The sequence below is a fragment of the Streptomyces musisoli genome (genome assembly GCF_016741855.1).
Taxonomy (GTDB): domain Bacteria; phylum Actinomycetota; class Actinomycetes; order Streptomycetales; family Streptomycetaceae; genus Streptomyces; species Streptomyces musisoli.
The window spans coordinates 163,020-180,639 of the sequence record NZ_JAERRH010000015.1 but is presented as its reverse complement, the minus strand read 5'-3'; the positions used below and the strand labels follow the sequence as shown (position 1 = coordinate 180,639).

Annotated in this window: 16 protein-coding genes and 1 pseudogene; 11 read left to right on the top strand and 6 right to left on the bottom strand. The window is 71.6% G+C overall.

Going from position 1 to position 17,620, the window contains the following annotated elements; all coding sequences use genetic code 11:
• Nucleotides 1–23 precede the first annotated feature (23 nt).
• Nucleotides 24–1,262, top strand: coding sequence for an XdhC family protein (locus tag JK361_RS30600; RefSeq protein ID WP_201824309.1), 1,239 nt, complete (start codon nt 24–26; stop codon nt 1,260–1,262).
• A 47-nt stretch (nt 1,263–1,309) separates the two neighbouring features.
• Here JK361_RS30600 and JK361_RS30595 read toward each other — a convergent pair whose 3' ends face one another.
• Nucleotides 1,310–2,281 (bottom strand): SDR family NAD(P)-dependent oxidoreductase, encoded by a 972-nt coding sequence (locus JK361_RS30595; protein WP_201824307.1) that lies wholly within the window; start codon nt 2,279–2,281, stop codon nt 1,310–1,312.
• Nucleotides 2,282–2,335: 54 nt separating this feature from the next.
• Here JK361_RS30595 and JK361_RS30590 point away from each other — a divergent pair, with 54 nt between their 5' ends.
• The 3 genes from JK361_RS30590 (at nt 2,336) to JK361_RS30580 (ending at nt 6,009) form a co-directional block, all read left to right on the top strand.
• On the top strand, nt 2,336–2,758 hold the full coding sequence (locus JK361_RS30590) for a MerR family transcriptional regulator (protein ID WP_201824305.1): 423 nt from the start codon (nt 2,336–2,338) through the stop codon (nt 2,756–2,758).
• A gap of 187 nt (nt 2,759–2,945) precedes the next feature.
• Nucleotides 2,946–4,511, top strand: a complete 1,566-nt coding sequence (locus tag JK361_RS30585) for a sodium:solute symporter (protein WP_201824303.1) — start codon at nt 2,946–2,948, stop codon at nt 4,509–4,511.
• A gap of 328 nt (nt 4,512–4,839) precedes the next feature.
• On the top strand, nt 4,840–6,009 hold the full coding sequence (locus JK361_RS30580; RefSeq protein WP_201824302.1) for an anhydro-N-acetylmuramic acid kinase: 1,170 nt from the start codon (nt 4,840–4,842) through the stop codon (nt 6,007–6,009).
• A gap of 34 nt (nt 6,010–6,043) precedes the next feature.
• Here JK361_RS30580 and JK361_RS30575 read toward each other — a convergent pair.
• The 3 genes and pseudogenes from JK361_RS30575 to JK361_RS30565 form a co-directional block, all read right to left on the bottom strand.
• Nucleotides 6,044–6,847: pseudogene (locus JK361_RS30575) on the bottom strand (GH12 family glycosyl hydrolase domain-containing protein); the annotation flags it as partial.
• 247 nt (nt 6,848–7,094) lie between these two features.
• Nucleotides 7,095–8,381, bottom strand: coding sequence for a phosphatase PAP2 family protein (locus JK361_RS30570; protein ID WP_201824300.1), 1,287 nt, complete (start codon nt 8,379–8,381; stop codon nt 7,095–7,097).
• A gap of 274 nt (nt 8,382–8,655) precedes the next feature.
• Nucleotides 8,656–9,234, bottom strand: coding sequence for a TetR/AcrR family transcriptional regulator (locus tag JK361_RS30565; protein WP_201824298.1), 579 nt, complete (start codon nt 9,232–9,234; stop codon nt 8,656–8,658).
• 91 nt (nt 9,235–9,325) lie between these two features.
• Here JK361_RS30565 and JK361_RS30560 point away from each other — a divergent pair, with 91 nt between their 5' ends.
• The 6 genes from JK361_RS30560 (at nt 9,326) to JK361_RS30535 (ending at nt 14,486) form a co-directional block, all read left to right on the top strand.
• Nucleotides 9,326–9,772, top strand: a complete 447-nt coding sequence (locus JK361_RS30560) for an anthrone oxygenase family protein (RefSeq protein WP_201824296.1) — start codon at nt 9,326–9,328, stop codon at nt 9,770–9,772.
• A 72-nt stretch (nt 9,773–9,844) separates the two neighbouring features.
• On the top strand, nt 9,845–10,153 hold the full coding sequence (locus tag JK361_RS41560) for a hypothetical protein (RefSeq protein WP_236053812.1): 309 nt from the start codon (nt 9,845–9,847) through the stop codon (nt 10,151–10,153).
• A 349-nt stretch (nt 10,154–10,502) separates the two neighbouring features.
• Nucleotides 10,503–12,152, top strand: a complete 1,650-nt coding sequence (locus tag JK361_RS30550; RefSeq protein WP_201824294.1) for a TlrC/CarA/OleB/SrmB family ABC-F type ribosomal protection protein — start codon at nt 10,503–10,505, stop codon at nt 12,150–12,152.
• A 106-nt stretch (nt 12,153–12,258) separates the two neighbouring features.
• On the top strand, nt 12,259–12,546 hold the full coding sequence (locus JK361_RS30545; protein WP_201824292.1) for a hypothetical protein: 288 nt from the start codon (nt 12,259–12,261) through the stop codon (nt 12,544–12,546).
• A gap of 279 nt (nt 12,547–12,825) precedes the next feature.
• On the top strand, nt 12,826–13,431 hold the full coding sequence (locus JK361_RS30540; RefSeq protein ID WP_307787360.1) for a TetR/AcrR family transcriptional regulator: 606 nt from the start codon (nt 12,826–12,828) through the stop codon (nt 13,429–13,431).
• Entirely contained in the window at nt 13,428–14,486 is a 1,059-nt protein-coding gene (locus JK361_RS30535; protein ID WP_307787359.1) for a DMT family transporter, read from the top strand. The genes JK361_RS30540 and JK361_RS30535 overlap by 4 nt, the downstream gene beginning before the upstream one ends.
• On the opposite strand, the gene JK361_RS30530 is transcribed toward JK361_RS30535, so the two are convergent.
• Nucleotides 14,458–14,919: a pyridoxamine 5'-phosphate oxidase family protein gene (locus tag JK361_RS30530; protein ID WP_201824346.1), complete on the bottom strand. Its 462-nt coding sequence runs from the start codon at nt 14,917–14,919 to the stop codon at nt 14,458–14,460. The two genes, JK361_RS30535 and JK361_RS30530, sit on opposite strands and share 29 nt — an antisense overlap.
• Before the next feature lie 197 nt (nt 14,920–15,116).
• Nucleotides 15,117–15,326, bottom strand: a complete 210-nt coding sequence (locus JK361_RS30525; RefSeq protein ID WP_201824285.1) for a hypothetical protein — start codon at nt 15,324–15,326, stop codon at nt 15,117–15,119.
• Between the two features lie 678 nt (nt 15,327–16,004).
• Here JK361_RS30525 and JK361_RS30520 point away from each other — a divergent pair.
• Nucleotides 16,005–17,312: an alpha/beta hydrolase family protein gene (locus JK361_RS30520; RefSeq protein ID WP_236053810.1), complete on the top strand. Its 1,308-nt coding sequence runs from the start codon at nt 16,005–16,007 to the stop codon at nt 17,310–17,312.
• The last annotated feature ends 308 nt before the right edge of the window (nt 17,313–17,620 follow it).

Genomic DNA, 17,620 nt, shown 5'->3' with positions numbered 1-17,620 from the left:
GTCGGCCGCGGGAGAGGCGCCTGATGCTTGACCTGGCCGAGGAGCTGGACCGCTGGACCGAAGAGGGCCGGGAGTACGCCGTCGCCACCGTGGTGGCGGTCGGCGGCAGCGCCCCAAGAGGTCCGGGCGCCGCCCTCGCCGTCGACAGCGCGGGCACCGTCATCGGCTCGGTCTCCGGCGGATGCGTGGAGGGCGCGGTCTACGACCTGTGCCTGCAAGCGCTGGAGACGGGCGAGAGCGTCACCGAACGGTTCGGCTACAGCGACGACGACGCGTTCGCCGTAGGACTGACCTGCGGCGGGACGATCGACATGCTGATCACACCGGTGGGCGGACAGGCCCCCGCCCGGCGGGTCCTGGCATCGGCTCTGTCGGCCGCTGTCCGGCGCGAACCGACGGCCCTCGCCCGGATCGTCCGCGGCCCCGCCGGCCTCCTCGGCCGGGCCCTGCTGGTACGGCCCGACGGCGCGTACGAGGGCGGTGTCGGCGGCGGCCCCGACCTGGACGCAGCGGTGGCGGCCGAAGCCCGGGCCCTGCTGGAGACGGGCCGCACGGGCACGGTGGAGTTGTCGGCGGACGGTTCACGCTGCCCCGGGGGCCTGACCGTCCTCGTCGAGTCGAACGTGCCGCCCCCTCGCATGATCGTCTTCGGTGCGGTCGACTTCGCGTCGGCGCTGGCACGGGCCGGCAGGTTCCTCGGCTATCACGTGACCGTCTGCGACGCCCGCCCCGTCTTCGCCACGCGGGCCCGCTTCCCCGACGCCGACGAGGTCGTCGTCGACTGGCCGCACCGCTACCTGCGGCGCACCGGCACCGACGCCCGCACGGTCCTGTGCGTGCTGACCCACGACGCGAAGTTCGACGTACCCCTGCTGAAGGCGGCCCTGCGCCTGCCGGTGGCGTTCGTCGGCGCGATGGGCTCACGCCGTACCCACGAGGACCGCAACCGGCGGCTGCGCGCGGAAGGCGTCACCGAACGGGAGCTGACGAGGCTGCGCTCCCCGATCGGCCTCGACCTGGGCGCCCGGACGCCGGAGGAGACCGCCCTGTCGATCGCGGCGGAGATCGTCGCTGTCAGACGGGGCGGGACGGGCGTTCCCCTGACCGGTTCGAGAACGCCGATCCACCGCGACGAGGCGGAACACGGAGGGGATCGGCCCCGGCCACGCCGTGACCGGCCCGGGGCCGGCCGGACAGCACCGGGTGCCGCACGCGGGCGGGCGGACAGCGCCGCCGTGCCCCGGATTCGTCACCCGGGATGATCGCGTGCCGGTCGTGGGCCCGCGGCTGGGCAGCGGCCCGTTCGGGTTCACCGGACGACCGGGGCGGCGCCGGTCGCCGCCGCGGACAGTCCCCACAGGCGTGCGGCGGCTTCGGGATCGATGGCGTACTCCCGGACGCCGGCGTCGTCCATGGGCTCGGCGGGTGCGGAGACACGTGTGACGTCGCAGTCCTCGAGGTAGAGCCCGCCACGGCCGTCGAGAAGGGGAGACGTGGCCGCCCACAGACCCGTGGCGGCGCCTTGGGAGGGTGTCTTGAAGCCGGCGCCGATCACGTTGCCGTGGTCGTCCACCCAGCCACGGTCGATCTGCTCCTGACGTGACATCTCGCGCTGGAGGCCGGTCATGATCTTGCCCGGGTGGAGTGCGAACGCCCGGACTCCGTCGTTGCGTCCGAGAGCGTCGAGCCGCACGGCGAACAGGACGTTGGCGGTCTTGGCCTGACCGTAGGCCAGCCACTTGTCGTAGCCGGTGCGGAAGTGCGGGTCGTGCCAGCGGATGTCGGTCAGGGTGTGCCCGGCGGAGCTGTTGACGACGACGCGGGCACCGCCGGCGGCGGCCAGGAGCGGGTAGAGCTCGCAGGCGAGTGTGAAGTGTCCGAAGTGGTTGACGGCGAGCTGGCTTTCCCAGCCGGGCCCGACGCGGCGCTCAGGGGTGGCCATGACGCCCGCGATCGCCATGAGAAGGTCGAGGCGTTCGACGAAGTCGCCGAGCCGAGCGGCGGCGGCGCGCACGCTGTCGGGGTCCGACAGGTCCATGGGAATGATGTCGCAGCGGTCCACCTCCGCGAGGGCGGCACGGGCCGCGGCGGGCCGGCGTGCGGGAACGATGACCCGGGCCCCGGCGGCCGCCAGCCGCCGGGTGGTTTCCAGGCCGAGTCCGGAGTAGCCCCCGGTCACGACGGCGGTCGTGCCGGCCAGATCGAGGCCGGCCATGACGTCCTCCGCGGTGCTGGTGGCGGTGAAGGGCGAGCCGAGCGACTGCTGATCAGTGGTGGTCATGCCGACGACGCTACGAACTAGAGGACGGTCTAGATCAAGTCCTAGGCTGGCGGTATGGCGACTACCGAGACCCCCGCGGAGCCACTGAGCATCGGCGAGGTGGCCGAGCGGACCGGACTCAGCGTGCACGCGCTGCGCTTCTACGAGCGCGAGGGCCTCCTCGTCGGACCGATCCAGCGCACCACGGGCGGCCGACGGCGATACACCACCGCCGACGTCGACTGGCTGCTGATCTGCATCAAGCTGCGTGAATCCGGCATGCCGCTCGCCGAACTCAAACGGTTCGCCGAGCTGGTGCGGCACGGTCCGGGCAACGAGGCCGAACGGCTACGGCTCCTCGACGCCCATCAACGGCGCGTGGAGGCACAGATCCAGGCGCTTGAGGAGTGCCGCTCGGTCATCGCCCGGAAGGTCGGCATCTACGGCGAGCACCTCGCCCGCGGCGAGGCCGGCGGGCTCTGGGACCCGACGGTCTGAGGCCCGCCACGGACATCGCGTCGCGTCCTCGGTGACACCGGGCGACCGCGGCGACTCGGACACGGCGCGCGCCTGCTCGCAGTGAACGCGCCTGTCGCGCACGATTTCTGCATCGCCCGGGTATGACGGGTGACGACCACTGTCCTCACCCGCCGTCCATGCCGGCGGCCGTTGCGCAGGAGTGAGCGTGCGTCAACTCGACCTGTTGGTGGTCGTCGTCTATCTGCTGGCGATCGCCGTGATCGGACTTCGCCTGGCCGGACGGCAGAAGACGGCGAAGGACTACTTCGTCGGCGAGGGCCACATGCCCTGGTGGACCGTCTCGTTCTCCGTGGTGGCCACCGAGACCAGCGTCCTCACCGTCATCAGCGTGCCGGGCGGCGCGTACAGCGGGCAGGGCTTCGGAAACGTCGAGCTGGCTCTCGGCTACGTCATCGGACGCGTCGTCGTGGCGACCGCGCTGATTCCGCTGTACAAGCGGGGCGGCTTCGTCAGCGCCTACCAGTACCTCGGCAGCAGATTCGGGCTGAAGCTTCAGGGGCTCGCCTCGGTGACCTTCGTCTTCACCCGGCTGCTCGCCGAGGGCGTACGGCTGTTCGCCTCCGCCATCCCCATCAAGCTGCTGCTCGACGAGTTCGGCGTGCACGCGAGCTACCGCGCCGTCATCGTCGTCCTCACGATCATCACCGTCGTCTACACCTACCTCGGCGGCATCAAGGCGGTCATCTGGACCGATGCCATCCAGATGGGCCTGTACCTGGGCGGCGCCCTCCTCGCCATCGGCGTGCTCTCCCGTCATGCCGGCGGTGACGGCTTCCAGCGCGCCCTGCACGCGGGCCGGTTCGCACTGTTCGACACCGACTTCGGCCTGGCACACATCCTCACCACCCCGTTCGCCCTCCCCACCGCCATCGTCGGCGGCGCCGTCTTCGCGATGGCCAGCCACGGCTCCGACCAGCTCATCGTCCAGCGCGTCCTGGCCACCCGGACCCTGCGCGACGGGCAGAAGGCCATGATCGCCTCCGGCGTCTTCGTCACCCTGCAGTTCGCCGCGTTCTCCCTCGTCGGCGCGTTGCTGTGGTCCTACAACCAGGGCAAGAGCTTCACGGAGCTGGGGCTGACCAGCTCCGACAACCTCTACCCGGACTTCATCCTGCACGGGCTGCCCGTCGTGATCTCCGGCCTGCTCGTGGCCGGCATCCTCGGCGCGGCGATGGGGTCGCTGTCCTCGGCGCTGAACTCGATGTCGAACTCGACGGTCGCCGACATCATCCACAGCCTCTTCCGCAGCGCGCCCTCCGAGGAATTCCTGCTCCGGCTCGCCCGGCTGACGACCCTGGTGTGGGCCGGGCTGATGGCACTCTTCGCCTGCGCCTTCAGCGCCGGCACCGGGAACGTCTACCTCACCGGCCTGACCATCGCGGGATACACCTACGGCGCCCTCCTCGGCGCGTTCCTCCTCGGGCGGACCGTGCGGCGCGCGAGCGAGACCGACGCCGTCGTCGCGTTCCTGGTGACGGTCGGCGTCATGACGTACATCGTGCGCGGCGTCAAGATCGACGTCGCTACGGCCGGAACCACCGTGCCCACCGCGATCGCCGCGCAGTGGCTCGTGCCCATCGGCGTGGTGATCACCCTGGCCGTGGGCGGTGCGGCCAGCCTGTTCCACCGTGCACCCGGGAACGCCCAGGCCCCGGCGGACGACGGCGGATCCGGCCCCGGCCGTGCGCCGGCGGCCGTCGCCCCCGACTGACAGCCGACCGCCCCGGCACGGCACCCGGGCTCCTGGGCGGCCATCCACGACGACACCCCGTTCAACGACAGCCCGATGTTCAACGACAGCTCGCTGCTCAATGACATCCCGCCGCTCAATGACACCCCGCCGTTCGACGACAGCCCTCCGTACAGCGACCCCCACGTACAACGACCCCCACGCACAACGATCCCCCTCGTATGGCACCCCCCGTACGGCACCCCCGTACGGCGACAACCCTTCGTGCAGTGACGGCCCTTCGGGAGAAGCCCATGCAGCAGCCGCAGCCAACCCTGCCCGTCCGGCGGGACCCGTGCCGGGAGGCGCCGTGCGTGTGATCGGCCTGATGTCGGGCACTTCGTTCGACGCCATCGAGGCCGCCGCGGCGGACCTCTCCCTGGACGGCGACAGCCTGCTCCTACGGCCCCTCGGGCACCTCTCCGTCCCCTACCCGGACGATGTGCGCGAGCTCATCGCCACCACCCTGCCGCCGGCCGTCACCACCACGCAGGCCGTCTGCGCCCTGGACACCGGCATCGGCCAGGCCTTCGCCGACGCCGCGGCGCGCGCGCTGCGCGAACTGTGCGACGGAACCGCGGATCTCGTGGTCTCGCACGGCCAGACCATGCACCACTGGGTCGCGGACGGCAAGGTCCGCGGCACCCTCCAACTCGGCCAGCCCGCCTGGATCGCCGAGGCGACCGGGCTCCCGGTCGTCTCCGACCTGCGCAGCCGGGACGTCGCCGCCGGCGGGCAGGGCGCGCCGCTGGTAGCCATGACCGACGCCCTGCTGCTGGCCGCCCTGCCCGGCACCCCCGCCGCGCTCAACCTCGGCGGCATCGCGAACGTCACGGTCCTCGCACCCGGCGCCGAGCCGCTGGCCTTCGACACCGGACCCGCCAACGCGCTGCTGGACGCCGCCGTACGGCACTTCACCGGGGGCGCGGCAACCTACGACGAGGACGGACGCAGGGCCGCCGCCGGCCGGGTCAGCCCCGGACTGCTGAGCGTCCTCCTCGACGACGCCTACTACCGCAGGCCCGCCCCGAAGACGACGGGGAAGGAACACTTCCACCTGCCCTACCTGCAACGGGCGCTGGACGCCGTGCCCGTACCGGGCGCAGACGACGTCCTGGCCACCCTGACCCGGCTGACCGCCGTCACCGTGGCGGACGCCTGCCGCGACCACGGGGTCACCCAGCTCGTCGTCTCCGGCGGCGGCATCCGCAACCCGGTGCTGATGCGCATGATCGCCGAGGAGCTGCCCGGGGTGACACTCCGCCCCAGCGACGCCCTGGGGCTGCCGCCGGACGCCAAGGAGGCCCTGGCCTTCGCCGTCCTGGGCTTCCTCACCGCCCACGGCCTGCCCGGCGCGCTCCCCTCGGGGACCGGCGCCCACCGGGCCACGCTTCTCGGCAGCATCACTCCCGGTCTGTCGCCGTTGCGCCTGCCCGAGCCGGCCGTGCGGCCGCCGCGCCTGCTGCGGATCACGCACTGACACGCTCACCGAGGCAACGAGGATCCGGGACCCGCCCGGTGGCCGGGGGCAGGCGGGACCCGGTGTCGACCGTGGAGGAGAAGGAGGTCACGGCGAGACCGGTGCCGTTCTGCCAGGGTTCGAATCCCGCCTGCACGCTCGTCAGGTACCAGCTGTCCTGTGCCAGCCCCCGGGCGACGGCCTGCCGGACGAAGGCCATGACGTCGAAGTTCCAGCTGGTGATCGCCGACGGGGCGACGAAGGTCAGCACGTCGTTGGAGCCGTTGTTGCCGGACCACACCTGCCACTGGCGCCCGGCGACGGTGGCACTGCCCACCTGCGACCCCACGGGCTGGATCGATCCGACCCTGTTGAACCAGACCATGATCTCGGTCCGGTTGACGCCGTCCGTACGGGGCGTGGGGTCGAGCCAGATGTCGTACGCGGCGTCGTACACGGCGTCGCTCACGTAGTTGTAGGAGATGGTGGTGGGGGCGCTGGAGATGGTGCCGAGCCGGGCCGGGAGGTCGGTGCCGGGGGAGCAGTTGGTGTAGTGACAGCCGTTGTAGACGGACGGGTAGGACTTGGGGGCGCCGTTGGTGGGGACCGAGCCGTCGGCCCGGGTGATCCGGAACCCGGTGTCGGTGGCGGTGATGCACTGGCCCTGGTCGGTGCCCCAGCGGTTGTTCTGGACGACGTAGCGGCCCTGGATCGTCGTCGACCCGAACTGTTCGCAGATCGCGGTGTCGGCGTGGGCCGCCGGGGCGGTGGTGAGCAGGGCCGCCAGAGCGGCGAGTGAGGCGAGCAGCGCGCCGAACAAGCCACGCGTCCCGCGGGCATCGTGCTGTGACGGTCGCATGCGGGTCCTCTCGGATGAGTGGGGGGACTAGGCACCGAGGAGAGCCCCAGCAGCACATATGGGAGCGCTCCCATTTGCCTTCAACGGGACTGTAGGGACACGGACCGGACCTGACAAGGGTGTGCGCGCCGTTACTGCCCGCAAAAAAGGGTCCCGCCCCTCACGGCGGCTGTGGACCGGGAGGGGCGGGACCCTTTGGGAGTCGGCTGGGCGGGAGCTGCGCCGACGGAAATGCCGGCGATCGGGCTCAGACCAGTTCGGGCTGAGGTTCCGTTCGCTGCGCCGGAATGACCTTCGGTTCCCACAGTTCGGTGGTCCGCAGGTAACCGTAGACCACGGAGCCCATTGCCAGGATGAGAAGCGGTCCGAACGCCCACGGGTATTCGGCCATCTCCATCGGCAGGTAGCGATATGACACCAGCAGCATGACGAAGACCGCTGCCCCATAGGCGACCAGCTTCATTCCCGTCCGGTCCCAGCCGCGGTCGAGTGAGCGCAGAGCCGCCTCGACCGTGACCGCGAACACCACGCCGGCCACGAGGTCCACGCCGTAGTGGTAACCGAATCCCAGCGTGGCGCAGAGCGTGGCGATCAGCCAGAACGTGCCCGCGAAACGCAGAACGCGGGGGCCCCTGCGGGAATGGATGAAGATCGTGGTGGCCCACGCCGTGTGCAGGCTGGGCATGCAGTTGCGGGGGGTGATCGCGTCGTAGGTCATCGGGTGCGGCGTGTGGATCGGTGGCGGTGTCTCGGGCCACAGGTCGGCGATCGCCCAGTGCCCGCCGCCGGTGCCGAACGCTCCGGTGCCGTAGGCGAAGACCGGGCCGACCACCGGGAAGACCATGTAGACGGCCGGGCCGAGGAGACCGATGACCAGGAAGGTGCGCACCAGGTGGTGGCCCGGGAAGCGGCGCTCGACCGCCACGTTGCGCAGCTGGTACAGGGCGACGACGACCGCGGCCACCGCGAGCTGGATGTAGACGTAGTCGAGGAGGTGGGTGCCGATCGGGCCGGTGGCCTCGACGAGTCGGCCCATCAGCCACGACGGGTTGCCGAGCGCGTGATCGGCGGTCGCCACGTACTGGTCGAGCACGGCCGGACGGGTCTTCGACGTGATGAGGAGCCACGTGTCGCCCGTCTTGCGGCCGGTGACCAGCAGCAGCCCCAGTCCGACGCCCTTCAGCAGCAGGACACGCTCCCGGCCGGTGCGGCGCGCGACGGCGATCACCGCGTAACCGAGAATCACCCACAGGGCGCCGTTGCCGAACATCATGTCGGCGCCGATGGCCCACCGCACGAGAAAGAAGACGACGTCGATACCGACGGCGACGCCGAACGCGATGAACCGTTGCCGCCAGGTGAGCACCACCATCATCAACGCCATACTGGCGTACAACAATGGTCCCGATTTGGGGGCGAATATCACCTCTTGCGCCTGGTTGGTGATCGGGCCCGGCAGACCGTAATGGCGCGCGGCGATCTCCAGCGTGACGAGGAATGCGAGGACCACCACGCCCGCCGTGGTCCACAGCATCGCCCGTGGCTGACGCCACGCTGCGAGGACCGTTCTGAGGTTGATTCGCGAAAACACCCGCGATGCAGTCGATATCAATTTTTCAGCCGATTTGTGAGTTTTCAGGTGATCGCCGTAAGTTCGAACATGTTAGCGGAGTGGGTGAGTTTCGCGGGGTGCGGGTGGCACGAAAGCGCCGCACCCCGGAGGCCGTGATGCTGCTTGAGCGCGAACCGGTACGCAACCAGGCGGCGGGGCCCGAGGGTCTCGGCTGTGTGCCCGCCGAATCGGTGTGTCAGACCACGGCCAGCCGGTCCACCAGCAGCTCCACCCTCGGCTCTGCGTACTCGGCCGGCAGGCGGCCCGCGCGGGTCAGGGTGGCGAGCCCGTGCAGGGATGCCCAGAACGCCTCGGTGAACAGCCCCGGGTCGATGCCGTTCCCGGCGACCTCGCCGAGGGTCTCCATCAGTGCGGCGAAGGCGTCCTTCAGCGGCTCCGGGGTGTCCTCCTGTGCGTACGCCAGGCCGCCGTCCAGCTGGAATATGGCGTCGTAGACCGCCGGGTTGCGCTCGGCGAAGTCGAGGTAGGCGCGGGCCAGGGCGGCGACCCGCTCGCGCGGGCCGTCCACGCCGGCGGTCGCGGCCCGTACCGCTGCGGCCAGCTCGGCGGCGCCCTCCAGGGCGACGGCGCCGATGATCTCGCGCTTGCCGCCGAAGTGGCTGTAGAGGACGGGCTGGCTGTACTCGATGCGCTCGGCGAGTCGGCGGGTGGTGACCGCGTCCCAGCCCTGCTGCTCGGCGAGTTCGCGGGCCGCCGCGACGATGAGGCGTTCGCGGGCCGCCCGTTCGCGCTCCTTGCGTTCCTTTACCGACATGCGTCGATCCTAGCATCGCTAGACAACCGAGCGACAGCAGGGCTAGCGTTGCATCGCCAGCTAGCAACGCTAGTTCAACGGAGGGATCGTCATGCTCGACGTGCTCGAAGTCGTCACCACCGTCGTCGTCGGCCTGATGGTGGGGGTGGAGTTCTCCGTCGCCTTCATCATGAACCGGATCCTGGACGCGCTTCCCGAGGACAGCGGCCAGCTCGGCCACGCCCACGGCGGCCGGATGCTCGGCGCCCTGATGCCGTTCTGGTACATAGGCTCGCTCGTCCTCAGCGCGATCTGGGCCGTCGCCGGATGGCGCCACCACGGCGCCGGACTCGTCGTCATCGCCGCCGCCCTGCTGATCGTCAGCGTGGTCATGTCGATGCTGCTGCTCGTCCCGATCAACAACCGGAACAAGACCTGGACTCCCGACAACCGGCCCGCCGACTGGAAGCAGCAGCTGCACCGCTGGGGCCGCTACCACTACATCCGCGTCGCCGTCATCATCGCCGCCTTCACCCTGCTGGTCGTCGCCCTCGTCTGATGACCCCCGTTGCGATCCCGGCAGGCTGGGCGCCTCGAGGGCCACCGCCGGGCGCTGGGCCGGGTGCTGCTCGTGGAGGCACCAGCCGCGTACGGCGGCATGACCAACGTGCCGGCCCACCACGGCTCCGTGGCCACCGCGGCCGGTGTCCACTACTCGACCGCGACAATGATGGTGGTCAACGGCCTGCTGATGGTGCGCGAGACCCGCGAGGTCGCGGCCGCTGCGTCAACGTCCGCCCCGCAGCTTGCCCAAGGGCGGACGGGTCGCGATCAGTTGGTGGGTCTCACCCCGCTCCAGGCCCTGGCCCGCCGGACCGCCTCGCGTGACGCGCGCGCAACCCACGCCACCTCACCGGTCTTCACCTCCGCGCCCGAATGATCTGGCCCAAGGACCTCACCGGAGCGACTCACGGATCACGACCCGATACGCGCCCTCAACGGCACCGGCGATTCGGGTGGGCGCGTGGACCGTCGCTGCGGCGCCCACTGCCGGCTCGCCGCACAAATGGCTTGCCGCACACCGTTTCCCCCGCCTACGGTGCTGCGCATGGGTTCTCTGTGACAGTCCCCACGCGACCGCGTTGAGCTGGGCTCCGCCGTCGCGTGTTCTCATCCGCGCCTCCGCTCTCCCGTGATGCCGCCTGTCCGGCGGCCGTGGAGTGGCTCCGGCGCGCGCGGATGCGTCCGTCCACCCGTGCCGACCGGCCCGGCCGAGAACAGGGGACTCCATGCTCACCGCACAATTGTCTCTTCAGAACATCACCCGCCGCTACGACGATCGCATCGTGCTGGACGGGGTGTCCTTCAGCATCAAGCCGGGCGAGAGGGCCGGCATCGTCGGCGACAACGGAGCCGGGAAGTCCACCCTGCTGCGACTGATCGCCGGACAGGACCGGCCCGACAACGGCGAGCTGACCGTCGTCGCCCACGGTGGCTCGGGCTATCTCGCCCAGTCGTCGGCGCTGCCGCCCGAGGCCGCCGTCCAGGACGCGGTGGACATGGCGCTCGCCGGCCTACGCGACCTGGAAGCACGGATGCGTCACACCGAAGCCGGACTCGAGGGCCTGGCGGGGGTGGAACTCGCCTCCGCGCTGGACGCCTACGCCCGCCTGGTCGCGCAGTACGAAGCACGCGCCGGCTACGAGGCCGATGCCCGGGTCGACATGGCCCTGCACGGACTCGGACTGCCGGGCCTGGCCCGGGACAGACCCCTCGGCACGCTGTCGGGCGGCGAGCGGTCGCGGCTGGCGCTGGCCGCGACCCTGGCGTCCCAGCCGGAACTGCTGCTGCTGGACGAGCCGACGAACGATCTGGACGACCAGGCCGTGGGCTGGCTGGAATCGCACCTGAGGGCGCACCGCGGCACGGTGCTGGCGGTCACCCATGACCGGGTGTTCCTGGAACGGGTCGCCACCACGATCCTGGAGGTCGGCGAGGGCAAGGTCGTCCGTTACGGCGACGGCTACGACGGCTACCTCGCCGCCAAGGCCGCCGAGCGGAGGCGCCGGCTGCGGGAGTACGCGGAGTGGCGCACGGAACTGGCCCACAACCGGAAGCTGGTCTCCGCCAACGCGGCCCGGCTGGAGGCGGTCCCGCGCAAGCTGCCGCTCGCCGTGTTCGGCCACGGCGGGTTCCGTACCCGCGGTCGCGGTCACGGCGCGATGGTTCGTATCCGCAACGCGAAGGAGCGCGTCGAACGGCTGACGGAGCACGCCGTCGCGCCGCCGCCCGAACCGCTGGTGTTCGCCGCCCGGATGTCCACCGCCGACGGCAGGACGACGCGGGCCGCCGCGGAACTCACCGGCATCCGTGTCGAGGGACGGCTGCACGTGCCGTCGCTGCGCATCGGTGGCGCGGAGCGGTTGTTGGTCACCGGGCCCAACGGGGCCGGCAAGACGACGCTGATGCGGGTGCTGGCGGGTGAACTGCGGCCCGACGAGGGGTCGGTGCACACACGCGGCCGGGTCGGGCACCTGAAGCAGGAGGAGACACCGTGGCCGAGCGGCCTGACAGTCGCGCAGGCGTTCGCCCACGGCCGGGAGGGCGACCCGAATGAGCACGCCGACCACCTGCTGTCGCTGGGCCTGTTCAGTCCCTCCGACCTCCGCCTGAAAGTGGGCGAGTTGTCCTATGGACAGCGGCGGCGGATCGAGCTGGCGCGCCTCGTCGGTGAACCCGTCGACCTGCTGCTGCTGGACGAGCCCACCAATCATGTCTCCCCGGCATTGGTCGAGGACCTGGAACGAGCCATCGCCGGCTATCCGGGCGCGGTCGTGGTCGTCACCCACGACCGCCGCCTGCGCAACCGCTTCACCGGCAGGCACATGGAACTGAACGCCGGCCGCATCGCCCGGGTCGAGGAGGTGGTGACCGACTGAGCACCGTCCTCCGCTTGGGGGACGCCGGGATGCAGTGCGTGCGCGTTTCCGTACGGTCGGTTGCAGGGCCGGGATGTGCCTCGGCCTGCACGTCAGGAGGTACGCCATGCGTCACATCAGCTCCACACTCGCCACGCTCGCCGCCGCCGGGGTGCTCGCGCTCGCCGTCCCCGGTTCGGCCTACGCCACCAACGGGTTCCTCGTGATCGACGGAATCGTTCACACCCGGCCGAGTGGCTGTATAGAGATCCCGCAGCTCTCGAGCGTCTTCAACGTCACGGACGTACCCGCCCTCGTCCACAACGTTCCGGGCTGCGCGGGCGGGGTCGTCCAGATCATCCCTCCCGGGCTGGCGGTGCAGGTGCCCGGAACGCACAGCATCTTCCTCGGTTGACCAGCCGCGCCGAGACCGCGCGTCTCAGGGGCGTACGCGGGAGACCGTCCGTCTGAGGGGCGTATGCGCGAGACCGTCCGTCTGAGGCGCGCATGCGGGAGCCGTCGAGCACCGCGTACTGCGGGAAGCCCGAAAGGACGGCACCCCGGAAAGCGCCCGGGCGGAGTCCGTCGGCGGCGAGCAGTGCAGCCGTCCCCCGCGCGACCGGCCGCCCGTGAGCCGCGTGCCCCTCCCAGGGGGCTATGCTAGGTAGACCTACCTACCTAGTTGGGAGCTGTGGTGAGCGAGGCGGAAGTGCGCGCGAAGGAGAGCGGAAGGCGGCGCCCGGCACGTGAGCGGCTGCTGGCGGCGGCCGCCCGCCGCTTCTACGCCGATGGTGTGGCGGCGACCGGCATCGACACGATCACCGCCGAGGCCGGTGTGGCGAAGATGAGCCTCTACAACAACTTCTCCTCGAAGGCCGCCCTGGTCAGGGCCTATCTCGACGCCCGGCACGACGAGTGGCTCGGTCTGTACCGGGCGCGGCTGGAACAGGCCGAGGGCCCGCGGCAGGGCGTCCTGGCGGTGTTCGACGCCTACGCCGACCACGCCGCGTTCGCCTACGAGCACGGCTTCCGCGGCTGCGGGCTGCTCAACGCCGCCGCCGAGCTGCCGGCCGGTGACGAGGGCCGGAGCGTGGTGCGCGCCCACAAGGAGGAAGTCGAGCGGCTGATCGCCGGCCATCTGGAGCGGCTGCTGCCCGACCGCCCGGACGCGGCACAGGCGATGGCCGAGCACCTGTCCTTCCTCCTGGAGGGCGCGATGGCCCGCGCCGGTCTGGAGGGCGACGGCGGCCGCCTGGAGCACGCCCGCTCCCTGGCGGCCGGCCTGCTGGACCGGCTGTGAGGCGCGCCGGCGGACCCGGCCGGACCACGGGGACGGGCGTGCTGTGCGTGCTGGCCGCCTCCGTCCTGTGGGGCACCACAGGCACGGCCGCCACGCTCGCCCCGGACGTGGGCCCGCTCGCCATCGGTGCCGTCGCCATGGGCGTGGGCGGCCTCCTCCAGGCACTCTTCGCCGCGCCGCGGATCGCCCGCCACGCGGTACGGCTGCGCGACCAGCGGGGGACCGTGCTGCTCGGGGCCGCCTCGGTGGCGGTCTACCCCCTGGCGTTCTACAGCTCCATGCACCTGGCGGGCGTCGCTGTGGGCACGGTGGTGTCGATCGGCACCGCCCCGCTCGCCTCGGCCCTGATCGAACGCGCCGTCGACGGCCACCGGCTCACCCGCCGCTGGACGACCGCGGCCGCCCTCGGCCTGCTCGGCACCGTGCTGCTGTGTGCGGCCGAGGCGGCCCACGCCGCCGACGACACGGGACGGGCATCCGTGGCCGGCACGCTGCTGGGCGTTGCCCTCGGCCTCGTCGCGGCCGCGACCTACGCCCTCTACTCCTGGGCGGCGCACCGGCTCATCACCCGGGGGACACCCTCCCGTGCGGCGATGGGCGCCGTCTTCGGGCTCGGTGGGCTGCTCCTCCTGCCCGTTCTGGCGGTCACCGGCGCTCCGCTCGTCAGCTCCTGGTCCAACGCGGCGGTCGGCGCCTACATGGCACTCGTGCCCATGTTCGTCGGCTACGTCCTGTTCGGCTGGGGTCTCGCGCACGTCCCCGCCAGCACCGCGACCACGCTGTCCCTGCTCGAACCGGCCGTCGCGGCCGTACTCGCCGTCGCCGTCGTCGGCGAACGCCTGCCCGCCGCCGGCTGGGCCGGCATAGCGCTCGTCGTCACCTGCCTCGCCGTCCTCACCACCCCGGCCCGCCGGCCGCGGCGGCACCCCGACGGGCCCTTCCGCGACCCCGATGCCCGCGACGTCAGGGATGCCGATCCGGCTCGCCCCGGTGTCTCCGAGCGTGCCCGGGCACTCCGGCGGCAGGTCAGGTCAGCCAGGTCCCGTCGCGCATGACGACCCTGCCGGCCAGCTCCCGCCCACCTCGCCAGGCACGCACCATCCTGGGCACCACGCGTATGTAGAGGAAAGAACCCTCCTCCGCGCGCGGGTCCCACCCGAACTTGTCGGCGAACGCCTGCGCCGCGTCCGCGCTCACCTCGTGGGCCGGGAAGCCCTCGGCATCGCCCTGGAGAAGCACCACGTCGAAGGTGTCCGGCAGCGCCAGGCGTACGCGCGGCTCCGTGTGGACGTTCCGCGCGGTCACGGACGTGCCGCCGGTGCACATCCACACCGCTCGCCCGTCCCAGAGGAACCACAGCGGCACCTGGTGCGGCCCGTGTTCGGGGTGCGCCGTAGACACCCACACGTCCCGCTCGGTACCAAGTCGCTCCAGAGTGTCGCGCACACGCTGCGCCGTCGGGCGCTCAACGATCCCCGTGTTCATGATCATCGACCCTAGACGGCGGACCCGGCGCGCGCATGGGGCGCGGGACCTACGTCCAGCGGCCGATGACCGCTCTCTGCTCCTTGCGAGGCCGACCGCCGAACGCCGGCCGCCGACCGACGGCCGCCGACCGCCGGGCCGGCGGCTCTCGTGCGACTCGCCGGAACGAGTGCGGCGGCGACGGCCGGAGCATGGTGCGGTCAGCCGGTGACGATGAGGGCGAGCGCGGTGATGATGAGGGCGTACGCGGTGACGGTCAGCACGGTGCGGGCGATCAGCACCCTGCGCCCCCGCCGTCGCGGGGGTGAGGTGAAGCAGCAGCAGGGCTGCTGGGGGTGCCAGTAGGGGGAGTCCAGCCAGTAGGAGCCCAGAAGGCGGGCGGTGCTGGTCGAGCCGGATTCGTCGTGCATGGCGGGTCAACGGCTGGTGAGTTGCGCGGGGTGCGGTGGCCGGCCCGGTCGACACCGAACCGTGATCTCGCATAGCTGCTGGGCAACTGCCTTGGCCGCCGTCCCTCCCGCCGGACGGCCACGGGCGGGCGGTTCACCATTCCGGAACGTTTCGCCGGTGCGGGCGGGCACCGTCAGCGCGCCGTGTACCGGCTGCGGATGGCGGTGGTGGCTAGGAATCCGGTCGCGGCTGCGCTCAGGAGGGCGCAGAAGGAGAGGAGGAGCGTGTGACGGTGCATCGTGGGGCCTTTCCTGTCCTGTCGTGGTCGTGAGCGCTCTGCACAACGACGACGGTCCCGCTTTCGGCTCGCTCCCGCTGAAGGTGCAACCCGCATGGCCCTGTCGGCAGTTCCACGGAGCCGGGCCACCGGACCTGCCATCGGTCCAGCCACGCCGGCACGGTGGGTTCGCCTACCGCGATCACCGCCGCAGCGTCGCGACCGGGGGAGGGGACCGCCGGTCCGGCGAGGCCCCGGAGTGCGTGCGGGCGGTCCCGGAATACGCAACTACATCCGGTCGGCGGACCGTTGCCCGGTGACCCACTCAATCTGGGGATGTAGATCCCTGGTCTGACGCGACCGTGGATTGCATCCGGTGGGCCGATGCCGCTCGGCTGCGGCGGATGACAGCGTCTCGCCCATGCGTACGAACCTTCGCACAGCACACCGGAGCACGACCGCGGGCACGGCCGACGGCCGGGCGGTCGAGCCCGGTTCCGTCCGCAAGACCCAGGGAGGGGCCATGTCGACCGCACCGTCCACCGCCCGGGACACCTTGACGCGCCGTCGTCTGCTGGGAGCCGCGCTCGCCGTCGGCGCGGCCGTGCCGCTCGGCGTCGCCGGCCCGGCCCGGGCGGCCTCGGGCGCGCCGGCCCCGGTGCGGCTCACCCTTCCCGACCCGACCGGGCCGTACCCGGTCGGCACGGTGGCACTGCACCTGGTCGACGCCGCTCGCCCGGACCCCGTGGCGGGACCGGGGCACCACCGGGAGCTGATGGCGAGCGTCTGGTACCCCGCCCGGAACGTCGAGCGGTACCCGCTGGTGCCTTGGATGTCCGCCGGCGCGCTGCGGGAACTGCTCGTGGCCGCGGATCTTCCCGTCGACGCCGCACAGGTGCCGCTCACCGCCGCCCACCGGAGCGCCCCGGTGCGGTGGAGCGGCCGGAAACTGCCGGTCGTCGTGTTCTCGCACGGTGCGCACAGCCACCGAGCCGACCACACCGTCGTCGTGCAGGAACTCGCCAGTCACGGCTATGCGGTGGTGACGGTGGACCACACCTACGACGCCTTCACGGAATTCCCCGACGGGCGGATCCTCACCCCGCTCCGGGACCCGGAACACGCGATGGGGCCGGCGGACTTCGCCGCGGACATCCGATTCGTCCTCGGCTGCGTGGACGGCCTCGCCGCCGGACGCAATCCCGACGCCGACGGCCTGCCCCTGCCGGCGGGTCTGGCCGACTCGATCGACCCGCGGCGCATCGGCATGTTCGGCTGGTCCAAGGGCGGGACGGCGACCGCTCGCGTCATGCTCGACGACCCACGCGTCCGGGCCGGGCTGAGCCTCGACGGGCCGATGCTGCCGGCCCTCACCGGCGACCTGGACCGCCCGTTCATGATGATGACGGCCGAGTTCACCCGAACCCGGGAGCCAAGCGTCGCCGAGTTCTGGACGCACCTGCACGGATGGCGGCTCGACATCGGGGCCGAGGGCGCCGTCCATTCCTCATACGGCGACAACCAGGTGCTGATCCCGCAGCTCGCGGAGGCGGTGGGGATGAGCGAGGAGGAACTGCGCGACCGGATCGGCACGCTCGCCCCGACCCGGGCGGTGCGTATCCAGCAGGCGTACCCCCTCGCGTTCTTCGACCGGCACCTGCGGAACCGGCCCGGCCACCTGCTCGACGGCCCGTCCCGTGCCTTCCCGGAGGTGACGTTCCTGCCGTGACATGAGAGACGGGCCTTCTCGGCGTCCCTGACCTGCGGTGCAGGAGGCGGCGTTCCCGCCGTGACACGACCTTGCGGCCGAGCTGGGGCCGACGGGGTGTGTGCCGAGGGGACGTGTGCCGACGGGGTGTGCGCCGTGGTCATGTGTGCCCAAGGGCATGTGTGCCGACGGGGTGTGTGCCGGGGGCATGTGTGCCACGGGCACGTGTGCCGACGGGCTGTGTCGGGGGGCATGTGTGCCGTGGGGACATGTGTCGAGGGGGATGTGTGGGCTTCCCGGCGGTGGCCGACCGGCGGCGTTCCCCGGGC